10 protein-coding genes are annotated in these 18035 nt (G+C 59.2%); 6 read left to right on the top strand and 4 right to left on the bottom strand.

Annotation, left to right across the window (positions count from 1 at the left end; translation table 11 throughout):
* Positions 1-11 precede the first annotated feature (11 nt).
* From ADJ95_RS07215 to ADJ95_RS07190, 6 genes are all read left to right on the top strand, one after another.
* Positions 12-1175: a heme/hemin ABC transporter substrate-binding protein gene (locus tag ADJ95_RS07215; protein WP_049333962.1), complete on the top strand. Its 1164-nt coding sequence runs from the start codon at positions 12-14 to the stop codon at positions 1173-1175.
* On the top strand, positions 1175-2254 hold the full coding sequence (locus ADJ95_RS07210) for a FecCD family ABC transporter permease (protein WP_049333961.1): 1080 nt from the start codon (positions 1175-1177) through the stop codon (positions 2252-2254). Before ADJ95_RS07215 ends, ADJ95_RS07210 begins: the two co-directional genes overlap by 1 nt.
* A complete protein-coding gene (locus ADJ95_RS07205) occupies positions 2251-3021 on the top strand; it encodes a heme ABC transporter ATP-binding protein (RefSeq protein WP_049333960.1) in 771 nt (256 codons plus the stop codon). The genes ADJ95_RS07210 and ADJ95_RS07205 overlap by 4 nt, the downstream gene beginning before the upstream one ends.
* A 258-nt stretch (positions 3022-3279) precedes the next feature.
* On the top strand, positions 3280-5847 hold the full coding sequence (locus ADJ95_RS07200; RefSeq protein ID WP_049333959.1) for an HAD-IC family P-type ATPase: 2568 nt from the start codon (positions 3280-3282) through the stop codon (positions 5845-5847).
* 517 nt (positions 5848-6364) lie between these two features.
* Entirely contained in the window at positions 6365-8431 is a 2067-nt protein-coding gene (locus tag ADJ95_RS07195; RefSeq protein WP_049333958.1) for a glucose PTS transporter subunit IIA, read from the top strand.
* Positions 8432-8720: 289 nt separating this feature from the next.
* Positions 8721-9659 carry a dihydrodipicolinate synthase gene (locus ADJ95_RS07190; protein ID WP_239662818.1) on the top strand — a complete coding sequence of 313 codons (939 nt, stop codon included), beginning with the start codon at positions 8721-8723 and terminating at the stop codon, positions 9657-9659.
* Positions 9660-9847: 188 nt separating this feature from the next.
* Here ADJ95_RS07190 and ADJ95_RS07185 read toward each other — a convergent pair whose 3' ends face one another.
* The 4 genes from ADJ95_RS07185 to ADJ95_RS07170 all read right to left on the bottom strand — a co-directional run bounded on the left by ADJ95_RS07185 (position 9848) and on the right by ADJ95_RS07170 (position 17769).
* Complete coding sequence (locus ADJ95_RS07185) at positions 9848-11551, bottom strand: ABC transporter family substrate-binding protein (RefSeq protein WP_049333957.1); 1704 nt, start codon at positions 11549-11551, stop codon at positions 9848-9850.
* A gap of 257 nt (positions 11552-11808) precedes the next feature.
* Positions 11809-13509: an ABC transporter family substrate-binding protein gene (locus ADJ95_RS07180; protein ID WP_049333956.1), complete on the bottom strand. Its 1701-nt coding sequence runs from the start codon at positions 13507-13509 to the stop codon at positions 11809-11811.
* 407 nt (positions 13510-13916) lie between these two features.
* Entirely contained in the window at positions 13917-15626 is a 1710-nt protein-coding gene (locus tag ADJ95_RS07175) for an ABC transporter family substrate-binding protein (protein WP_049333955.1), read from the bottom strand.
* A 442-nt stretch (positions 15627-16068) separates the two neighbouring features.
* Complete coding sequence (locus tag ADJ95_RS07170) at positions 16069-17769, bottom strand: ABC transporter family substrate-binding protein (RefSeq protein WP_049333954.1); 1701 nt, start codon at positions 17767-17769, stop codon at positions 16069-16071.
* Positions 17770-18035 lie beyond the last annotated feature (266 nt).

Below are 18035 nucleotides of genomic sequence, written 5' to 3'. Positions count from 1 at the left end.
GTGAGACGACGATGTTTTCTTCCCTTTCTTCTTCTGCCCTGAACCGCCGCGATGCAATGAAGTATGCAGCGTTCTCCATCACTTCCGCTTTTCTGCTGAGCTCTTGCGGTGTGGGTACTCAGAACCCGGCCGCTTCTTCAAGCACTTCGCAGGCTGTGGTGGATGAGCAGAGCACCCGCACCGTTTTGGAGAACCTTGCCGATCAGCTGCGTTCTTCCATTGCCCCTGATCAGAAGGCTCTGCGCGGCCCCAATAGCGCCGCAGATACCCCCGAAATTCAGCCGATGGTCGATACCCCCACTCCGGCTTTCCCCGTGACGTTCAAGGATTTCAACGGCACCGAGGTGACCGTTAAGTCCGCTGACCGTGTGCTGGCACTGGACCTGTACGGCACTCTGGCTCAGCAGATGATTGCGCTGGGTCTGGGCGGTCGTCTGGTTGGCCGTGTCACCTCCTCGACGGAGCAGTCGCTGGCTCACCTGCCGCTGGTGACCCAGAACGGTCATGACCTGAACGCTGAAGCGATTCTGGCGACCTCCCCGGACCTGGTGCTGTGGGATAAGAGCAACGGCCCGATTGAGATTGTGGACCAGTTGCGCGCTGCGGGCGTGACCGTGGTGGTCTTCGATCATGAGCGTCGTATGGATAAGATCATTCCGCAGCTCAAGGCTGTTGCGCAGGCGCTGGGTGTTCCGGAGGCGGACGAGCAGGTTGCTGCCCGCGTGCAGAAGGACCTGGATTATGCCCTGCAGGTGCTCAAGGACGTTGCCCCGAAGGGTGCACAGCAGGTGTCGTTCGCGTTCTTGTACGTGCGCGGTACCGCTGGCGTGTTCTTCGTGCTCGGCAAGGGTTCGGGCGCTGACGATTTGATTCAGGCTATTGGCGGTAGAGATGTGGCGTCTGAGCAGAACGCGACGAATATTATTCCGGCGACCAGTGAGGCGCTGGTGAAGCTGAACCCGGACGTCATTCTGACCATGAGCGGCGGCATTAAATCCACCGGCGGTTTGGATGGTTTCTTGGCTCGCCCGGGTGTGAGTGAGACGACTGCCGGTAAGAATAAGCGCATTATCGATATGGGTGACGGCCAGATTCTGTCCTATGGCCCGAATACTCCGGCGGTGCTTTTGTCGCTGGCTAAGGCTGCGTACTCGACTCCTGCGGGGGGCCAGTAGTGGCTGCCGTGAAGAGTGCGGCGGGTGCGCGGGATTATCGTGCGTCGCGTCGGCGTCGTGCCGGTCTGACGTTTACGTTTTTGGCGGTGGCACTGTGCGTTGTGATGGTGCTGTCTGCGGGTTTGGGTCAGTACAATATCCCGATTGATCAGGTGGTTGCTTCAGTGGGCCGCCGTCTGAGCCTTGCGCCGGAGAACCCGGCGATGCAGCTGGCGGATAGCACTCTGTGGAATATCCGTTTCCCGCGTGTGCTGTTGGGTGTGCTGGTGGGTGCCGCTTTGGGTACTTCCGGCGCGGTGATGCAGTCGGTGTTTGGTAACCCGTTGGCTGAGCCGGGCGTGATTGGTGTTTCCTCGGGTGCGGCGGTTGGCGCGTGTTTGTCGATTGTGTTGAACCTGCAGTTCTTCGGTATTTTCACGACTCCTGCATTCGCGTTTGTGGGTGCGTTGGCGGCTACTGCGCTGGTGTATTTCCTGTCGCGTTCTTCGGGTCGTGCGAAGGTCCTGTCGATGATTTTGACGGGTATTGCGGTGACTGCGGTGGCGAATGCGATTATTGCGTTCCTCATGTTTATTGCTGATACGACGAGCCGCGATCAGATTGTGTTCTGGCAGATGGGTTCGCTGAACGGTTCCACGTGGAAGGCTGTGGCGAGCGTGTGGCCGGTTATTCTGATCGGCTTGGTAGCGTGTTTTGTGATGGCTTCTTCGCTGGATGTTCTGGCGTTGGGTGAGCGTGCAGCGCAGCATTCGGGTGTGAACGTGGAGCGCCTACGTGCGGTGTCTATTGCGGCGACGGCTTTGTTGACGGGTGCTGCGGTGGCGTATGCGGGCATTATTGCGTTTATTGGTCTGATTATTCCTCACCTGTTGCGCATGATTTTGGGTCCGTCGAATCGTGTGTTGTTGCCGGCTTCGGCATTGGGTGGCGCGCTGTTGATTGCGCTGTCTGATTTGGGTGCGCGTACGCTGGTGCCTTTTGCTGATTTGCCGATTGGTATTTTTACGGCTTTGGTGGGCGGCCCGACGTTCTTCGTGTTGTTGCGTCGTTCCCTGGGCCAGGGCGGAGGTGCTTCGTGAGTGAGTTGTTGAGCCTGTCCGGTGTGTGTTTTAACGCTGGTGGGCGTCAGATTTTGAATGATGTGTCTCTGTCTGTTGCTGCGGGCGAGGTTGTGTCGCTGATTGGCCCCAATGGTGCCGGTAAGTCAACTCTGTTGGGTGTGATTGCTGGTGATATTGCTCCCAGTGGCGGTGAGATTCTGTTGGATGGCACCCCGCTGGGTTCTATTCCTGCCCGTCAGATGGCGCGTCAGCGTGCGATGCTGTTGCAGAAGTTGAATGTGGCGTTTTCGTACACGGTGCATGAGGTGGTTCAGATGGGCCGCACCCCGTGGAAGGGTACGGAGCGCGCTGAAGAGGATGACTCCGTGGTTGCTTCGATGATGGAGCGTACGTCGGTGACTCACTTGTCGGATCGCGATATTACGACTCTGTCCGGTGGTGAGAGTGGCCGTGCGCATTTGGCGCGTGTGTTTGCTCAGCAGACTCCGCTGATTCTTTTGGATGAGCCGACTGCGGCGTTGGATATTACGCATCAGGAGCAGACGTTGCGGGTGAGCCGTGAGTTGGCTGCTGAGGGTGCTGCAGTGTTGACGGTGCTTCATGACTTGGATGTGGCGGCTGCGTATTCTGACCGTATGGTGTTGTTGCGTGGTGGTGAGGTGGTTGCTTCGGGCGCCCCTGAGCAGGTGTGTTCGGCGGAGTTGTTGTCTGAGGTGTATCAGCATCCGATTGAGGTGTTGAGGCATCCGGTGACGAATCGTTTGTTGATTCTGCCGGAGCGCTGAGTCTGCTAGCGCACTGAGTCTGCTAGCGCGCTGATTTTACGGGGCGTTAGCGAACCATCCCGCAAACACTTTCCACCTCAAAATATGCCAGTATTCGCATATATTAAATCTCCGTTCTGGAATGGCTATAAATATCAGTTCATTACAGGGCGGAGATTATCTTTATCCCCTCCTGCACGGATACACTGAAAGGTAGTGTCCGCAATACTGAACTCTATTCAGTTCAGCATTCCATCCATTCGAGAAAGAGACCCCCGCATGGATCCTCAGCAGAAAACGGCAGCGCCTGCCGTTGCCGGCTACATTCCCGAATATTCTGAAACACCGCATAGCGGCTCCTTTGATATCGCCCAGCACGGCCTCACCAGCGATGACGTTGCACGCCTGACGGCTGAGGGTAAGGTCAATACCCAGAACACGAAGTCTTCTCGCACGCTGTGGAGCATTATGCGTGCGCACCTTTTCACGGTCTTCAACTTTGTGTTGGGCGCCTGTGGTGCCGTGGTAATCATGTACCAGCGATGGGCGGATCTCCTCTTCCTGATGGCTGTGATCGCTAACGTGGTCATCGGTTTCGTGCAGGAGTACAAGGCGAAGCTGGAGCTGGACCGCATCTCCCTGCTGGACCGCTCCCCCGCAACCGCTGTGCGCGATGGCAAGACCGTCGAGGTTCCCATGGAGCAGCTGGTGGAGGGCGACGTGGTGGTCCTCAAGCGCGGCGATCAGGTTCCCGCCGATGCCGTGGTGCTCACCTCCGATTCGCTGGAGCTGGACGAATCCCTGCTGACCGGCGAGAACGACCCGATTGCGAAGCGCCCGGGCGACATGGTGCTCTCGGCCTCGAGCGTACTCGGTGGTACCGGCCGCGTGTTGCTCTCTCACGTGGGTGCGAACTCGCGAGCCAGCAAGATTTCCGACGAGGCGCGCCAGTTCTCGCGTATCCAGTCTGAGTTGCGCGATGCCCTGAACCTCGTGGTCCGCTGGATTACGATTGGTCTGGCCGTCATTATTCCGGTGGTGCTGTGGGGTCAGATTCGCGCCGCCGGTGGCCTGGAGGCCGTGGAGCAGAACCACATGTGGGAGCAGGTGTCTATCGCCGTGGTCTCTTCGGTGGCTTCGATGATTCCGCAGGGCCTGGCGCTGATGACCACCCTGGCCTTCGCCGCGGCAGCCGTGGCTCTGGGCCGCAAGCACAATATCCTGGTGCAGGAGCAGCCTGCGGTTGAGGTTCTGGCTCGTGTGGATGTGGTCTGCTTCGATAAGACCGGTACTCTCACCGAGGGTGGCGTGATTTTTGATTCGGTGCGTCCCCTGACCACCGAGGCGGTGGCTGAGGGCCCCGACGTCGACTCTGCCGAAAACACCTCCTGGCGTGCCTCCCTGCCGACCGACTGGAACGAGGCGCTGTCGTGGTTCGGCCACGATGAGAACGCGAATCCGACCGCCGCAGCGCTGACCGGCGGCTTCCCGCAGGCTTCCTCGGCTACCGTCAGCGGCATCGTGCCGTTCTCGTCGGCGCTGCGTTTTAGCGCGATTGAGTTTAAGGATTCGGGGGCCTGGCTGCTGGGCGCCCCGGAGGCGCTGCTCGCCAAGGGCACCGCCGAGCGCGAGCGCGCCGCCGAGCTAGCGGCTCTGGGTCTGCGCACGATGGTGCTGGCCCATGCCGCGGCCGTGGTGCGTAACGAGAAGGGTGAGCCCGTCCAGAAGATTCCGGCGGACGCTACCCCGGTTCTGTTCGTGATTTTCCGCGAGAACGTGCGCGCGGACGCCCCGGAGATTGTGGAGTATTTCCACCGTCAGGGTGTGACGCTGAAGGTCTTCTCGGGTGATAACCCGTTCACGGTTGCCGCCGCCGCAAAGACTGCGGGTATGGACACCTCCGCCGGCGCGGTTGATGCCTCTACCCTGCCCGAGGACGGCCCGGAGCTTGCCGAGGCTGCCGCGACCCACAATATTTTCGGTCGTGTCTCGCCCGAGCAGAAGAAGAACATGGTCATTGCGCTGAAGGAGCGCGGCCACGTGGTGGCGATGACCGGTGACGGCATCAACGACGCGCTGGCGCTCAAGCACGCAAGCTTGGGTATCGCGATGGGTAACGCTGCCCCGGCGACGAAGGCTGTCTCCCGTCTAGTGCTGCTGGACGGTAAGTTCTCGTCTCTGCCGGCCGCCCTGGAGCAGGGCCGCCAGGTCATCACGAACATTGAGATGGTGGCGAACCTGTTCCTGACGAAGACCGGTTTCGCGATTCTGCTGGGCGTGGTGTTTGGCCTGTTCGGCTGGGTGTTCCCCTTCCTGCCGCGCCAGTACTCGACCGCTGACTTCCTGATTGTGGGTGCGTCTTCCTTCGCGTTGACCCTGCTGCCGAACTCGCGCCGCTACGTGCCGGGCTTCCTGCGCCGCGTGCTGAACTACACGGTTCCGAACTCGATTATTGTAGTGGCCATGCTGCTACTGGTGACGGCCGCTTCGCTGTGGATGCACATCGGCGATATCCGCCAGGTGCAGACAGCTTCGTTCATTACCCTGGTCATGATGGGCCTGTGGAACCTGGCCGCCGTGGCCCGCCCGCTGAACCGCGCCCGCGTGCTGCTCTTCGGTGCGCTGCTGGCGGTGTTCTTTGCGGCGCTGTTCGTGCCGATCCTGGTGGAGTACCACCAGTTCACCGAGGTGGCTCCGCACCTGCTATGGACCGCGATTGGTGCCGGTGCCCTGGGTGCGGCTCTGATTGAGGTGAATGCGCATCGCAACCGCCGCTGGCAGAAGCGCCACTACCCCGATCTTGAGGTGGCCTCGCTGAGCTTCGTCCCGAAGAAGGCCGCGAAGTAGTTCGTTGCCCCTACCCGGGGTAGCCCCGGCTGGGACTTTTTGGAGGGCCCCGTATTCTCGTTTCGAGGATGCGGGGCCCTCCGTGCGTTGTGCCTTTATCCGTCGGTTGGCTCGCCCGAATGACCCGCCCGGGGGTCGCATCCATTTGCGGAAATTTTTAACAGCTTCTGGGAGTTTCCTGTATCCATCTTGCCCTGAACCTGGGAAAACCCTTAAAGTTACAGGGAACTATTGAGAAGGGGTATCCCTCTCTTGAACAGGATTGTTACTGGATTGGCAGGCAAGACCTGAGTGACTCAACACCATAGCGGTAGTGTAGCTTCCGGCGCGTAGCCGGTGGTCGCGCCGTATCGCTGTACCCGTACGGGGCATCCGTCCCGACCGTAGGTTGAGAGCGCTCGGGTCTTTTGTGTTTTTGGGAAGCTTTTGCGCGTAGCGCGGCTGTTTTCCCACCCCCACCCGGCCGTCCAGATTTCACCCTGTGCATAGACTTTGACCGCATATCTAAGGAAGTATCGTGAACAACCGCGAACTTGGCGAGAAGATTCTCGACGGCCTCGGCGGCCCCGAGAACATCTCGCACATGACGCACTGCGCGACCCGCCTGCGTGTGACCCCCGTGTCGAACGAGGCCGTGCAGAACGAGAAGATTAAGTCCCTGCCCGGCGTGCTCACCGTGATTGAGCAGTCCGGCCAGACCCAGGTGGTGCTGGGTGACCGTGTTGAGGCCGTGTACAACGAGATTAACGCGCTGCCCTCCATGTCGAAGCAGGCTGAGAGCGAGGCTCCGGCAGAGTCTAACGGCAAGAAGGCCGGGTGGCTCACCAACGTCTTCGACGTTCTGTCTGACTCCTTCCGTCCGCTGCTGTGGGCCCTGCTGGGTACCTCGATGATTCTGACCCTCATCGTGTTCCTGCAGCAGCTGGGCTTCTTCGGCCAGTACACCGACCTGACCGGTCAGGTTGTGAACGTGGACATCGTCAACGGTGCTCGCGTGGCTGATAAGGAAGCCGCTACCGCTCTGAACAACCAGTGGATGCATCAGTTTGCTTTCTGGTACATCCTGAAGGCTGCTTCGCTGTCGGTGCTGAACTTCATGCCCATTATGCTGGGTGCTACCGCTGCTAAGCGTCTGGGCGCGAACATGTGGGTTGGTGCGGCTATCCCCGCTGCGCTGATGACCGGTACCTTCACCGATCTGACCGCTCTGGCTGATCCCGCAACCAAGGTTCTGAACGTTCCGTTCTTCGGTCTGGATCTGCCGCTGTACGCGTTCAGCTACACCGGCCAGGTCTTCCCGCCGCTGCTGGCTGTTGCTCTGCTGGCTCCGCTTGAGCGCTTCCTGAAGAAGGTTATTCCTTCGATGCTGCAGATGGTGTTCGTGCCGATGATTTCGGTGATGATCCTGGTGCCGCTGACCGTGTTCCTGGTGGGCCCGATCGGTATCGGTGTGGCTATGGGAATCTCTGACTTCCTGAAGATGATTAACGATGTGGCTCCCGGTGTTGTGGGCGCCCTGATTGCCGGCCTGTACCTGTTCATGGTTCCGCTGGGCCTGCACTGGCCGCTGAACGCCGTGATGATTAACAACCTGCAGACCATGGGTACCGACTTCATCCAGTCCCCCATGGGTGCGTACAACTTCGCCGTGTTCGGCCTGGTGACCGGTGTGGCTATCCGCGCCAAGAAGGACCGCGAGCTACGCCAGACCGCTATCGGTGCGTCGATGTCCGGTCTGCTGGGCGGTATTTCTGAGCCGTCCATGTACGGTGTGGTACTCCGCTACAAGCGCGTGATTCCGATTATTCTGGTTCCCGCCGTGATCGGTGGTGCGACCATTTCGATGTTGGGCGTTAAGTCCTACGCCTTTGCGTTCACCTCGCTGCTGTCGATTCCGGCTATGCAGCCCTCGTACCTGTACGTGATTGGCCTGGCTATTGCCTTCTTCGGCGCGATGGCCGGTGTGCTGGTCTTCGGTTACGAGTCGAAGGACGACGCCGCTAAGCACGCCGCTCAGCGCGCGAAGGAAGAGGCTGCCGCTGCTCCCGCCGAGAAGAAGGTAGAGAAGAAGGCCGAGGAGGCTCCCAAGGCTGAGGCCGCCGCCGCGGCTCCCGCTGCAGCCGGTGAGGTCATTGAGCTGCACGCCCCGATTGAGGGTACCGCCGTTGCTCTGGCCGATGTTCCGGACCCGATTTTCGCGGCTGGCAAGCTGGGCGAGGGTGTGGCGATTGAGCCGACCGGTACCACTGTTGCTGCTCCCGCAGCCGGTAAGGTTGCCGCAACCTACCCCTCGGGCCACGCTGTGGGCCTGAAGCTGGAGAACGGCATTGAGCTGCTGATTCACGTTGGTCTGGATACCGTGAACCTTGACGGTAAGGGCTTCAGCGTGAAGGTTGCCAAGGGCGATGTTGTTGCCGCCGGCGACACTCTGATTGAGTTCGATCCCGAGGTTATCAAGGAGGCGGGTTACCCGCTGATTACCCCGGTGATTGTCACCAACACCCGCAAGTTTGCTGAGGTGAAGGGCCTGCCGGGCGTTGCTCACCAGAACCTGAGCACCGTCCTGAAGGTGACCACTAAGTAGTTCGCTTTCTGAGGCTCTAAGGGGCCCCACCATTGTGGTGGGGCCCCTTTCCTTATGCTCCCTTTCCCTTATGCCCTGCTTCCTGATGTGCTGAGTCTTTGGGCCGGGTTTGCTGGGGTTTAGGCACTGGCCGGGGGGGGTATTTCTGCTAATGTGATAATAAGCTCAACAAGGAAGTTCTCACGTGATAGGGAGTACGATGATGTCTTCTGATACTAGGACATGGGATACCGGGGTGTGGGAAGAGCAGCAAAAAGAGTTGCATGCTCTTTCTCCTGTTCGACGGCTGATGCGCCGGCTCAATCTTGAGGCGCTCGTCTACGAGTCCGCGCCGTTTCCGGTTCTGTTGCGTAAGCTCTCCGCGCTGATTCCAGCGTGCCTTCTGTGGTGGGTTATCTACGAGCCGCACCGGCTTGCTTCCTCCACCAGCCTCCCCGAGGGTACTCACGCTATTACGCTGCTCCCCGGAGCCTGGGGCGACCCCGCTACGGGGGCTTATGGAGGTCTTCCTGAGCTGCCGGGGGTCCTCGTGCGCTGGGTACTGTGCATCGCGGCAATGGTGGCTGTCGTTCATCTCTGCGGCGTCAAGGCGAAGGGCCAGAGCTTCACCATTCCTCACGATGCGCGTTCACGGCTGATTGCGCTGATGCAGGCTCTCGGCATTTTCGGTGCGTTTGCGCTGGTGGTCTGGATTGAATACATGATGACTCCGCTAACCCTCATGTTTGAAACCGTGTATGCAGGCCCCACCGCAGCCTATAGTGGCGACGGCACGATACCCCTGCACCTGTTCCTGTCTTCGTCGTTGAGCGCTATTTTCCTGGGCTACTTTTGCGTAAACATTCTTGCCTCACTGAATATCCCCGGTTACCTCGGCATCCCCGCAATTATCTTCGTGGGGGCTCTCCCCTGGGCTCACGCGGAGCGGCATCAGTTCACGTTGGCACTCGCGTGGGTCATTGCGGTGACGCTGGTGAGCTGGCTGGTGCGCGGAATGTGGGGTACCCCGATAGCTTGCGCTGGATATTCTCTGTGGATTGTGCTGGTCGCAACCAGCGGCGCTCCTTTTGATTTGCCAGCTAATATGAGCCGTGTGCTCGTGATTTTAGGTTTCCCGCTGGCGTTTATCGTCGTTGGAGGCGGCATTTACCGCATCTTCTATCTGCGGCAGAACCCGAACCTGTTGAGGTACCTGCAGGAGCGTTCCCTGTACATGGGCGAGTGGTAGCAACCGGTTAGGGCGGCACTCCCCTCCCCCAGTTTTTGTAATTACATATCCCGCTAACGTGTCCCGCTGAAGGACACAGAACAAGGGGAACAGAAAAATCCCGGGCACTCTCTTGTGAGAGTACCCGGGATTTTGAGTCCTACAGGATGACTAGAGCATTACCTGAAACGGTATTACTCTCGCCTACTCTATTCCTGCCAGCCGACGTTGACCCAGTAGTCAGCGCTGGTGTAGCTCTGCTTGAACAGGGACGGACCGTAGTTCGCAACCTTTGCCTTCACAGCGGCGTACATCGGGCCGTTACCGTAGGGCAGGTACACAGCGACCTTCTCGTAGTAGAGCTTCTCCGCCTCGTTGGCGATCTTGATGCGCTCGTCCTCGTTCTCGGTGTTCTGCAGCTTCTCGATGAGCTTATCAACCTCGGGGTCACCGACTCCGAACACCTCGGTGGTGAAGAAGTAGGGTGCCGAGGATGCCAGGTCGGGCAGAACGCCCCAACCGGTGAAGATTGCTTCGTAGCTCTTCTGGCCGAGCACGGAGTTGGAGTTCGACTGCGGCTGGTTGTCGGAGGTCAGGCGGATACCTGCAGACTTCAGCTGCTGCTCCAGGATCTGGTAGACAGCCTGGTAGACAGCCTCGGAACCGAAGGAGGTCAGGGCGAAGCTGGCAGTCTTGCCGCCCTTAGCGTAGTAGTCGCCGGACTTGGAGTAGCCTGCGGCCTCCAGAATCTTGCCAGCTGCCTGTGCACCGGTGTCACCAGCGTAGTTGTTCTGGTAGCCCTTCTGGAACGGCATTGCGATGATGGAGCCGGGCAGCGGCTCGGTCCAGCCGAGCTGCGAGAAGTATGCCTTAGCGATCTGCTCACGGTCCACAGCTGCGAGGATTGCGCGGCGCAGTGCCAGGTCCTCGATGCGCTTGGGGTTCAGCTGAATAATGTTGACGTTGGTGTTCTGGCTCTGGCGAATCTCGGTACCTGCCTGACCCTTCACAGCGTTGTAGCTGGTTGCACCCACGAAGGTGAAGGCGTCCAGTTCGCCGTTCTTGAAGCTTGCACGGATTGCATCGGAGTCCATCTGGCGCCAGATAATGCGATCCAGCAGAGCCGGGGTGCCCCACCACTTGTCGTTCTTGACCAGGGTGAGCACCTTCTGGGAGGAGTTCCACTCACCAATCTTGAAGGGGCCTGCCCAGTACTGGTCGAGGGGCTTGTCGACAAAGCCGTCATTGAAGAGGTTGACGTCTTCCAGAGCAGGGTGAATTGCGAAGGCGCACAGACCCTCGGAGGGGTAGTACGGGGTCTTCATGGTGACCTTGACGTGGCGGTCGTCGCCGTCCACTGCCTCGATGCTTTCCACCTGCTGCCACATCTGGTTATCGGTGATGTGGTAGGGGTTGTCGGTGACTGCGCTGTAGACCTTCCACATGGCGCGAACAGCGTTCACGTCCATGGGGGTGCCGTCGTTGAAGGCAGCCTTGGGGTTGATCTTGAAGGTCGCGGTCTGCACGCCATCGACGGTCTCGGTCTTGTGCTCGGTGCAGAACTCGGGGTTGAGGGTACCTTCGCCGTCGGGGCTCATGGTGTAGAAGCCCATCACGGCGGGAATGTTGCAGGGTGCCAGGGCGTCCAGGTTGCTGGAGGTGTAGCCGCTCTGGGTCTGCAGGTTGAAGTTCGGGCCCAGGGCGGTAGCCGCGAGAGTCAGGGTGCCGCCCTGCTTGAGGGAGGAACGGTCCTGCTTGTTGACCTGAAGGTTCTTCAGAATATCTTCAGCGTTGTTAGCGGCACTACCGCCAACCTTTTCCTTCGAGCTGCCGCAGGCAGCCAGTAGACCAACGGTGCCGAGGGCAACGGTGCCGGTCAGGAGGGTACGGCGAGAGACAGACATGCTCTTCATGGAATTTCTCCTAGAGTATTCGCAGTGTTGTGGAGGCGGCGCGCGAACGGTGCGCAACTAACGCTCCAACCCGGCGGGAGGACAGTCTCTGCCGGGGTCGCAGGCAGAATGCCCGCATTTGTTTTAAGTATATCCGTGCAAATCTCTGAGGAACGGGAAAGCGGCGTGCTCCAGAAGGTTTTAATCCTTCTGTAACACGCCGCTGTAGCGCTTTTACCCCTTATGGAGTGTGTGAGCGGTGCTCAACGCTTAGATTTTTACTTCTCCCAACCGACGTTGATCCATACGTTCGGGTTGTAGTAGGGCAGACCGAAGAGCATGGGGCCGTAGTTCGCCAGGCCCTTACGGCACGCCTTGAAGTTCGGGCCGTTGTGGGTGGGCACGTAGATGGCGACCTCGTCCAGGTGGCGCTTCTCCAGCTCGTTCATGATCTTGAGCTGTTCCTTCGGGTCCTCGGTGGACATCATGGTGGCTGCGAGCGAGTCCAGGTCCTTGCCGTGACCGTTGTTGGTCTCGGAGATGTAGAAGTAGTTCGCTGCATCCACCGGAGAGGTGGTGATGCCGTAACCGCCGGTCTTAATCGCGAAGTTCTTCGAGGAGATGATGCTCGACATTTCGGAGGCACCGTGGTTCTCGATGGTCAGCTCGATGCCAATCTCCTTCATCTGCTGCACCAGGAACTGGGCGGTGGAGCTGACAACCGGGTCGCTACCGAAGGTGATAACCGGGTAGGAGACCTTAGCGCCGTCCTTGGTGTAGTAGTCACCGGACTTGGTGTAGCCCGCATCCTCAAGGATCTTGGTGGCGACATCCTTGCCGAGCTTGGTCGGGTAGTTGTCCTGGTAGCCTTCCTGCATGGGCAGCATGCACATGGAGCCGGGCAGGGTTTCCTTCCAGCCGAGCTTCTCGTAGCGCAGCTTCTGCAGCTGCTCACGGTTGAGGGCTGCAACGAATGCGCGGCGGACGGGCAGGGGCACCTTTTCGGGGTTGATTTCGTAGTTGCCCACGCTGAGAGCGCTACCCTTGCGAATGTCGGTGTTTGCCACGCCGGAGAGCTCGTTGTAGGAGCTGAGGGTGCTGGCGTCCACGTAGTCGATTTCGTTGTTCTTGTAGGCTGCCTGCTCTGCCTGGGAGCTCATTTCACGCCAGGTGATGCGCTCGAGGGCGGGCTTGGTGCCCCACCACTTGTCGTTGCGGACGACGGTGAGCACCTTGGAGGAGGAGTTCCACTCGCCGACCTTGAAGGGGCCTGCCCAGTACTGGTCGAGGGGCTTGTCGTTCAGGCCGTCGTTGAAGAATTTGGGGTCGGCGAATGCCGGGTGCAGGAACGAGGTGAAGCTGCCTTCGATGGGGTACCAGGGCTTGGACATGGTGACCTTCACGTGGCGGGTATCGCCGTCCACTGCCTCGACGCTTGCGACCTGCTCCCAGATGGGCGAGGGGGTGATCTGGTAGTCCGAACCGGATGCCGCGGCGGTGTAGATGGTCTGGTAGCTCTTGACGGCGTTCACGTCGATGGGGGTACCGTCGTTGAAGGCTGCCTTGGGGTTGATCTTGAAGGTCACGGTCTGCACGCCGTCAACGGTCTGCGCCTTGTACTCAGTGACGTAGTCCTCGTTCATGTGCGACTCGCCGCGGAAGTCGGCGTAGAAGCCGCCGGTGAAGGCGGAGTTGATGGCTGCCTGAATGTTCAGGTTGCCGGCGGTGTAGCCGTTGGTGTTGAGGATGTTGAAGTTCGGGCCGATGCCGTCAGCGCTCAGGCGCAGTTCGCCGCCATCCTTGAGGGCGGAGCGGTCCTTCTCGTTGTAGGAGACTGCCTTTGAGAGGTCGTCGCCGGCGGAGAGAGCGCTGGTTTCGGTCTTGGAGGAGTTGCCGCCGCAGGCTGCGAGCAGGCCTACGGTGCCCAGGGCGACGGTGCCGGTGAGCAGGGCGCGGCGGTTGAGGGTGAAAGTGGTCATGATCTGTCCTTGTCTGAGGACCGGGATGCGCACGTGAGGTACCATGCGCTCCCGGCCCGGGATGAGTGTTGAAACGTGGCGCCATCTCGACAATCTGAGGGTAGGGGAACACAACCCACCCCGCATACTCGTGATGCACATCTATGATGGAACGCACGTTTGCATTGGGATTAGTATACACACAAAACCCATACGGCATGACCCGCCTCACCTTTTACGGGAAATATTTCAGCAGAAACTTTTCTTCCCTCAATTTCAGCCGACCCTCCCCCGAGAAACAAAAGAGTCCCGCGGCACCCCGCCTCTAAGGCGGAATACCGCGGGACTTTACCCTCCGGAGTCTTATGCCGGCGCCTCCAAAAATTCAGAAACCACCGAATAGGAACCCAGAAAATTAGCCTATGGCTTTAGTTCTGCCAACCCACATTGACCCAGCGCTTGGGGTCGGTGTAACTGGTTGCGAAGAGGGAAGGACCGTAGTTAGCCAGCTTCTCCTTCACAGCTGCGTAGCTAGGGCCATTGCCGTACGGGAAGTAGATAGCGACCTTCTCCATGTGCTGCTTCTCAGCCTCAGCAGCCATCTTCAGCTGCTCATCGTGAGATTCCTGCTCGTAGATGGACGCAATGTACTTATCCAGCTCGGGATCGCCCACGCCCTCGTTGATTTCGCTGGTGTAGAAGTACTGAACGCTGTCTGCAGGGTCAGCGCCAATACCCCAACCGGAGAAGGCGCAGTCGTACTGCTTGGAGCCCATCACCGAGTTGAACTGGGACTGCGGCTGGTTGTCCTGCTCGAGCTTGATACCGGCTGCCTTGAGCTGCTGCTCGAGGTTCTGGAACTGAGCCAGGGAGGTGGCATCCGAACCGAAGTAGGTAATGGAGAAGCCAGCGGTCTTGCCGTCCTTAGCGTAGTAATCGCCGTTCTTGGAGTAGCCTGCCGCTTCCAGAATCTTTGCCGCAGCCTCGGCTCCGGGGTTGGTGGGCATAGCGTCCTGGTAACCCTTCTGGAAGGGCATAGCAATCATGGAGCCGGTCAGCGGCTCTTCCCAGTTAATCTGGCCGAACTTGACCTTAGCCAGCTGGGAGCGGTCAACCGCAGCGAAGACTGCACGGCGCAGGGCGGTGTCGGTCACGCGGGTCGGGTTGAACTGCAGATTGACGACACCGACGTTCTGACCGGAGCGAATCTGGACACCGGGCTGATCCTTGACGGCATTGTAGGTTGCCAGGCCAGCGAAGCCGATGCTGTCCAGCTCACCGTTCTTGAACGCCGCGCGCTCTGCCTCGTCGCCCATTTCGCGCCAGATGATGCGATCCAGCAGCGGCTTCTCGCCCCACCACTTGTCGTTGGGTACGAGGGTGAGGGTCTTAGCCGAAGAGTTCCACTCGCCGATCTTGAAGGGGCCGGACCAGTACTGATCCATAGGCTTGTTCACGAAGCCGTCGTTGAAGAGTGCCTTATCGGTCAGTGCGGGGTGTACACCGAGCAGGCCGAGGGTTTCGGCAGGGTACAGGGGCTTGGACATGACAATCTTGACGTGGGTCTTGTCGCCATCCACGGGGTCGATGGATGCCACCTGCTGCCAGAAGGGAGTGGCGGTGACGTTGTAGCCATCCTCAGGGTTGCGGTAGACGGTCCATGCGGCGCGGATTGCTTCAATGTCAACAGGGGTGCCGTCGTTAAAGACAGCCTTAGGGTTGAGCTTGAAGGTAATGGTCTGCACGCCGTCGACGGTCTCTGCCTTGTAGTCGGAGACGTAGTCATCGTTGAGGCTGTATTCGCCAGCGGGGCTCAGGGAGGTGAAGCCGATAGCGGAGGGAATGTTGCAGGGGCCACCGAATGCGGTGAGGTTCTCGGTGGTGTAGCCACTCTGGGTCAGAATGTTGAAGTTCGGGCCGATTGCGGAGACGCTAGCACGGAACTCGCCACCCTGCTTGAGGGAGGAGCGGTCCTGCTTATTGATTTGGAGGTTCTTAACGATTTCCTCGGTACTCGAAGCAGCCTTGCCGTTAATCTTCTTGTCCGAGCCGCCACCGCAGGCAGCGAGCAGGCCGACGGTGCCCAGGGCAACGGTGCCGGTCAGCAGGGTACGGCGGTTAATACGTAGATGAGTCATGTGTTCTCCTCATGCCGGAGGGCTCGGGTGCGTATCGCGTGGCGCACGGTGTTGTGCACCAATTTATCCAGTGGCAACAAAGCCTCTGTCGACAACCCTTGTGAGAGCCCCCACATTTTTCGTGATTGAAACACAGTATACCCTCAAAAGAAGCGGTGCAGACCACACTCCACTCCTTATAAGAACCGTACAGTGTATAAAAATGGCATATATGGCACCCTCAGTCCGCATGATTTCGCGAAACCCGTGTATAAAAACTAAAAAATGAAATATTATGCCCAGTCAACATGCGAGCGCGTCACGACCGGCGCTTTGAGAATCGTTACAGGTTAAAAGCACATCGACGGGCTACTAAGGCGCACTGCTGTCTCTAAAAGAAAAAGCCCCCCGCCCCATACGACACTGCGAAAACGTATAGGGGCGGGGAGCTTAAAACTGCGGCTTATGCCATCCAGCCAATCGAAGACCAGTCGATGGTCTTGAAGAGGAACGCACCGTAGTTAGCGAGCTTCGGGCGACATGCCTTGAAGTCCGGGCCATTGAGGAACGGGATGAAGAGGCAAACCTCGCTCATGTGCTTCTTCTCAATCTCGTCGCACTTCTCGGCGCGCTTAGCGTCATCGAGGATGGTAACCATCTCGTCGACCATAGCGTCAATTTCGGGGGTGCCGACGCCGTTCCAGTTCTTCGAGGAGTAGAAGTACTCGGCAGCGCTGGTCGGATCGGAGGTCACACCGAAGCCCGAGATGCTCACGTCGTACTCGCGGTTACCGACAACCTTCGAGAATTCAGACTGCGCACGCGAATCGAGCTCGAAGTTAATGCCGATTTCCTTCATGCTCTGAATGAAGGTCTGTGCCTGACCCTTGGTGGTGGCGTCATCACCGAAGGTAGTCAGCTTCAGGGTGATGGTCTTGCCATCCTTCGCGTAGAAGTCGCCAGACTTGGTGTAGCCTGCCTTCTCCAGGACCTTGCGTGCTTCCTCCGGGCTACGTGCCGGGTAGTTGTCACGGTAGTACTGGGAGGAACTCAGCAGAAGCATCGAGCCGGGAACTTCTTCTTCGTAGGGCAGACCCTGGAAGCGAATCTTTGCCAGAGCACCACGGTCGATACCCAGGAAGATTGCCTTACGCACGGCGGTATCAGTGATGTGCTGTGCGTTCAGGTTCATGCCGCCGGCGAAGAGGCGGCGACCGCGGCGGATTTCGGAGTTCGCGACGTCCTTCATCTCGTTGTAGGCGCTGAGGGTACGTGCTTCCACTGCGTCCAGTTCGCCGTTCTTGTATGCCGCGCGAGCTGCAGCGTCTGCCATTTCACGTACGACGATGCGGTCCAGCTTGGGCTTGTCACCCCACCACTTGTCGTTGGGCACTGCGGTGAAGGTCTTCTCGGAGGAGTTCCAGCCGTTGGGTGCCAGGGTGAAGGGGCCGCAACCGAGCTCGGGGTGGGGGTTGTCCACGAAGCCTTCATTGAAGAGGGTGACGTCGAGCATTGCCGGGTGCAGGATTCCGCCGAAGAGCAGACCCTTGACGGGGTTGTGTGCGGTCTTGAGGACAACGCGTGCGTGGTAGCGGTCGCCATCGATAGCTTCAACGCTTTCGATGAATTCGTAGATACCTGCTGCACCAATCTTGTACTCGCCCTCGGGGTCACGCTGGATCTGCCAGGTTGCCTTGAGAGCGTCGATGTCGATGGGGGTGCCGTCGTTGAAGACTGCCTTGGGGTTCAGGCGAACCTCTGCGGTGATCTTGCCGTCTACTTCCTTAGCTTCGAAGCCGAGGCAGTAGTTGGGGTCGAGCTCGTCTTCACCCTTGAAGGTGCTGCGCCAGATGCCGGCACCGGCGATAATGCCCATGGTTTCGGAGACGGAGGTGCTCGAGCCATTCTGGGAGAAGCGGTTGAAGTCCGGACCAAGGGAGTAGGTGCTCAGGTTCAGGGTACCGCCCTGCTTGAGCTTCGAGGCATCCTGCTCGTTGATTTCATAGAACGGGGTTTCGCTTGCCTTGTGCTCGGTCTTGGGGGACGAGGAGCCACAAGCGCTCAGTACGCCGGCAGCAGCGACGGCGGTTGCGCCGCCGAACAGTACGCGGCGGCTCATGATCGGGTTGAATCCGGAGAGGGAGGGGATGGGCTGGGGGCTCATGACGGGCTCCTTGTGGGTGTGGACTGCGCTGATGCAGTGTTTGCAGTGTAGAGTGGGTGGCTCGCGTGCTCTGGAGGCGGGGTTTCCGTCTGCGGGAGCGCCTGCTATCTGCGGTGATGGGGCGGGCAGGTGAAGCCATGTAAAATAATGTGACCTAAAGCTATGTCCTAAGCCACATTTAATATTTTTAGTAGTGTACACCACACACGTCACCACAAGTGCGCAACACGATAAATATTTCTAAATTATTACGCCCAGCCCTAATG

It is taken from the genome of Rothia mucilaginosa (genome assembly GCF_001061665.1).
Classification (GTDB): domain Bacteria; phylum Actinomycetota; class Actinomycetes; order Actinomycetales; family Micrococcaceae; genus Rothia; species Rothia mucilaginosa_A.
The sequence above is the reverse complement of the archived record's forward strand: the minus strand, read 5'-3'. Positions and strand labels throughout refer to the sequence as shown.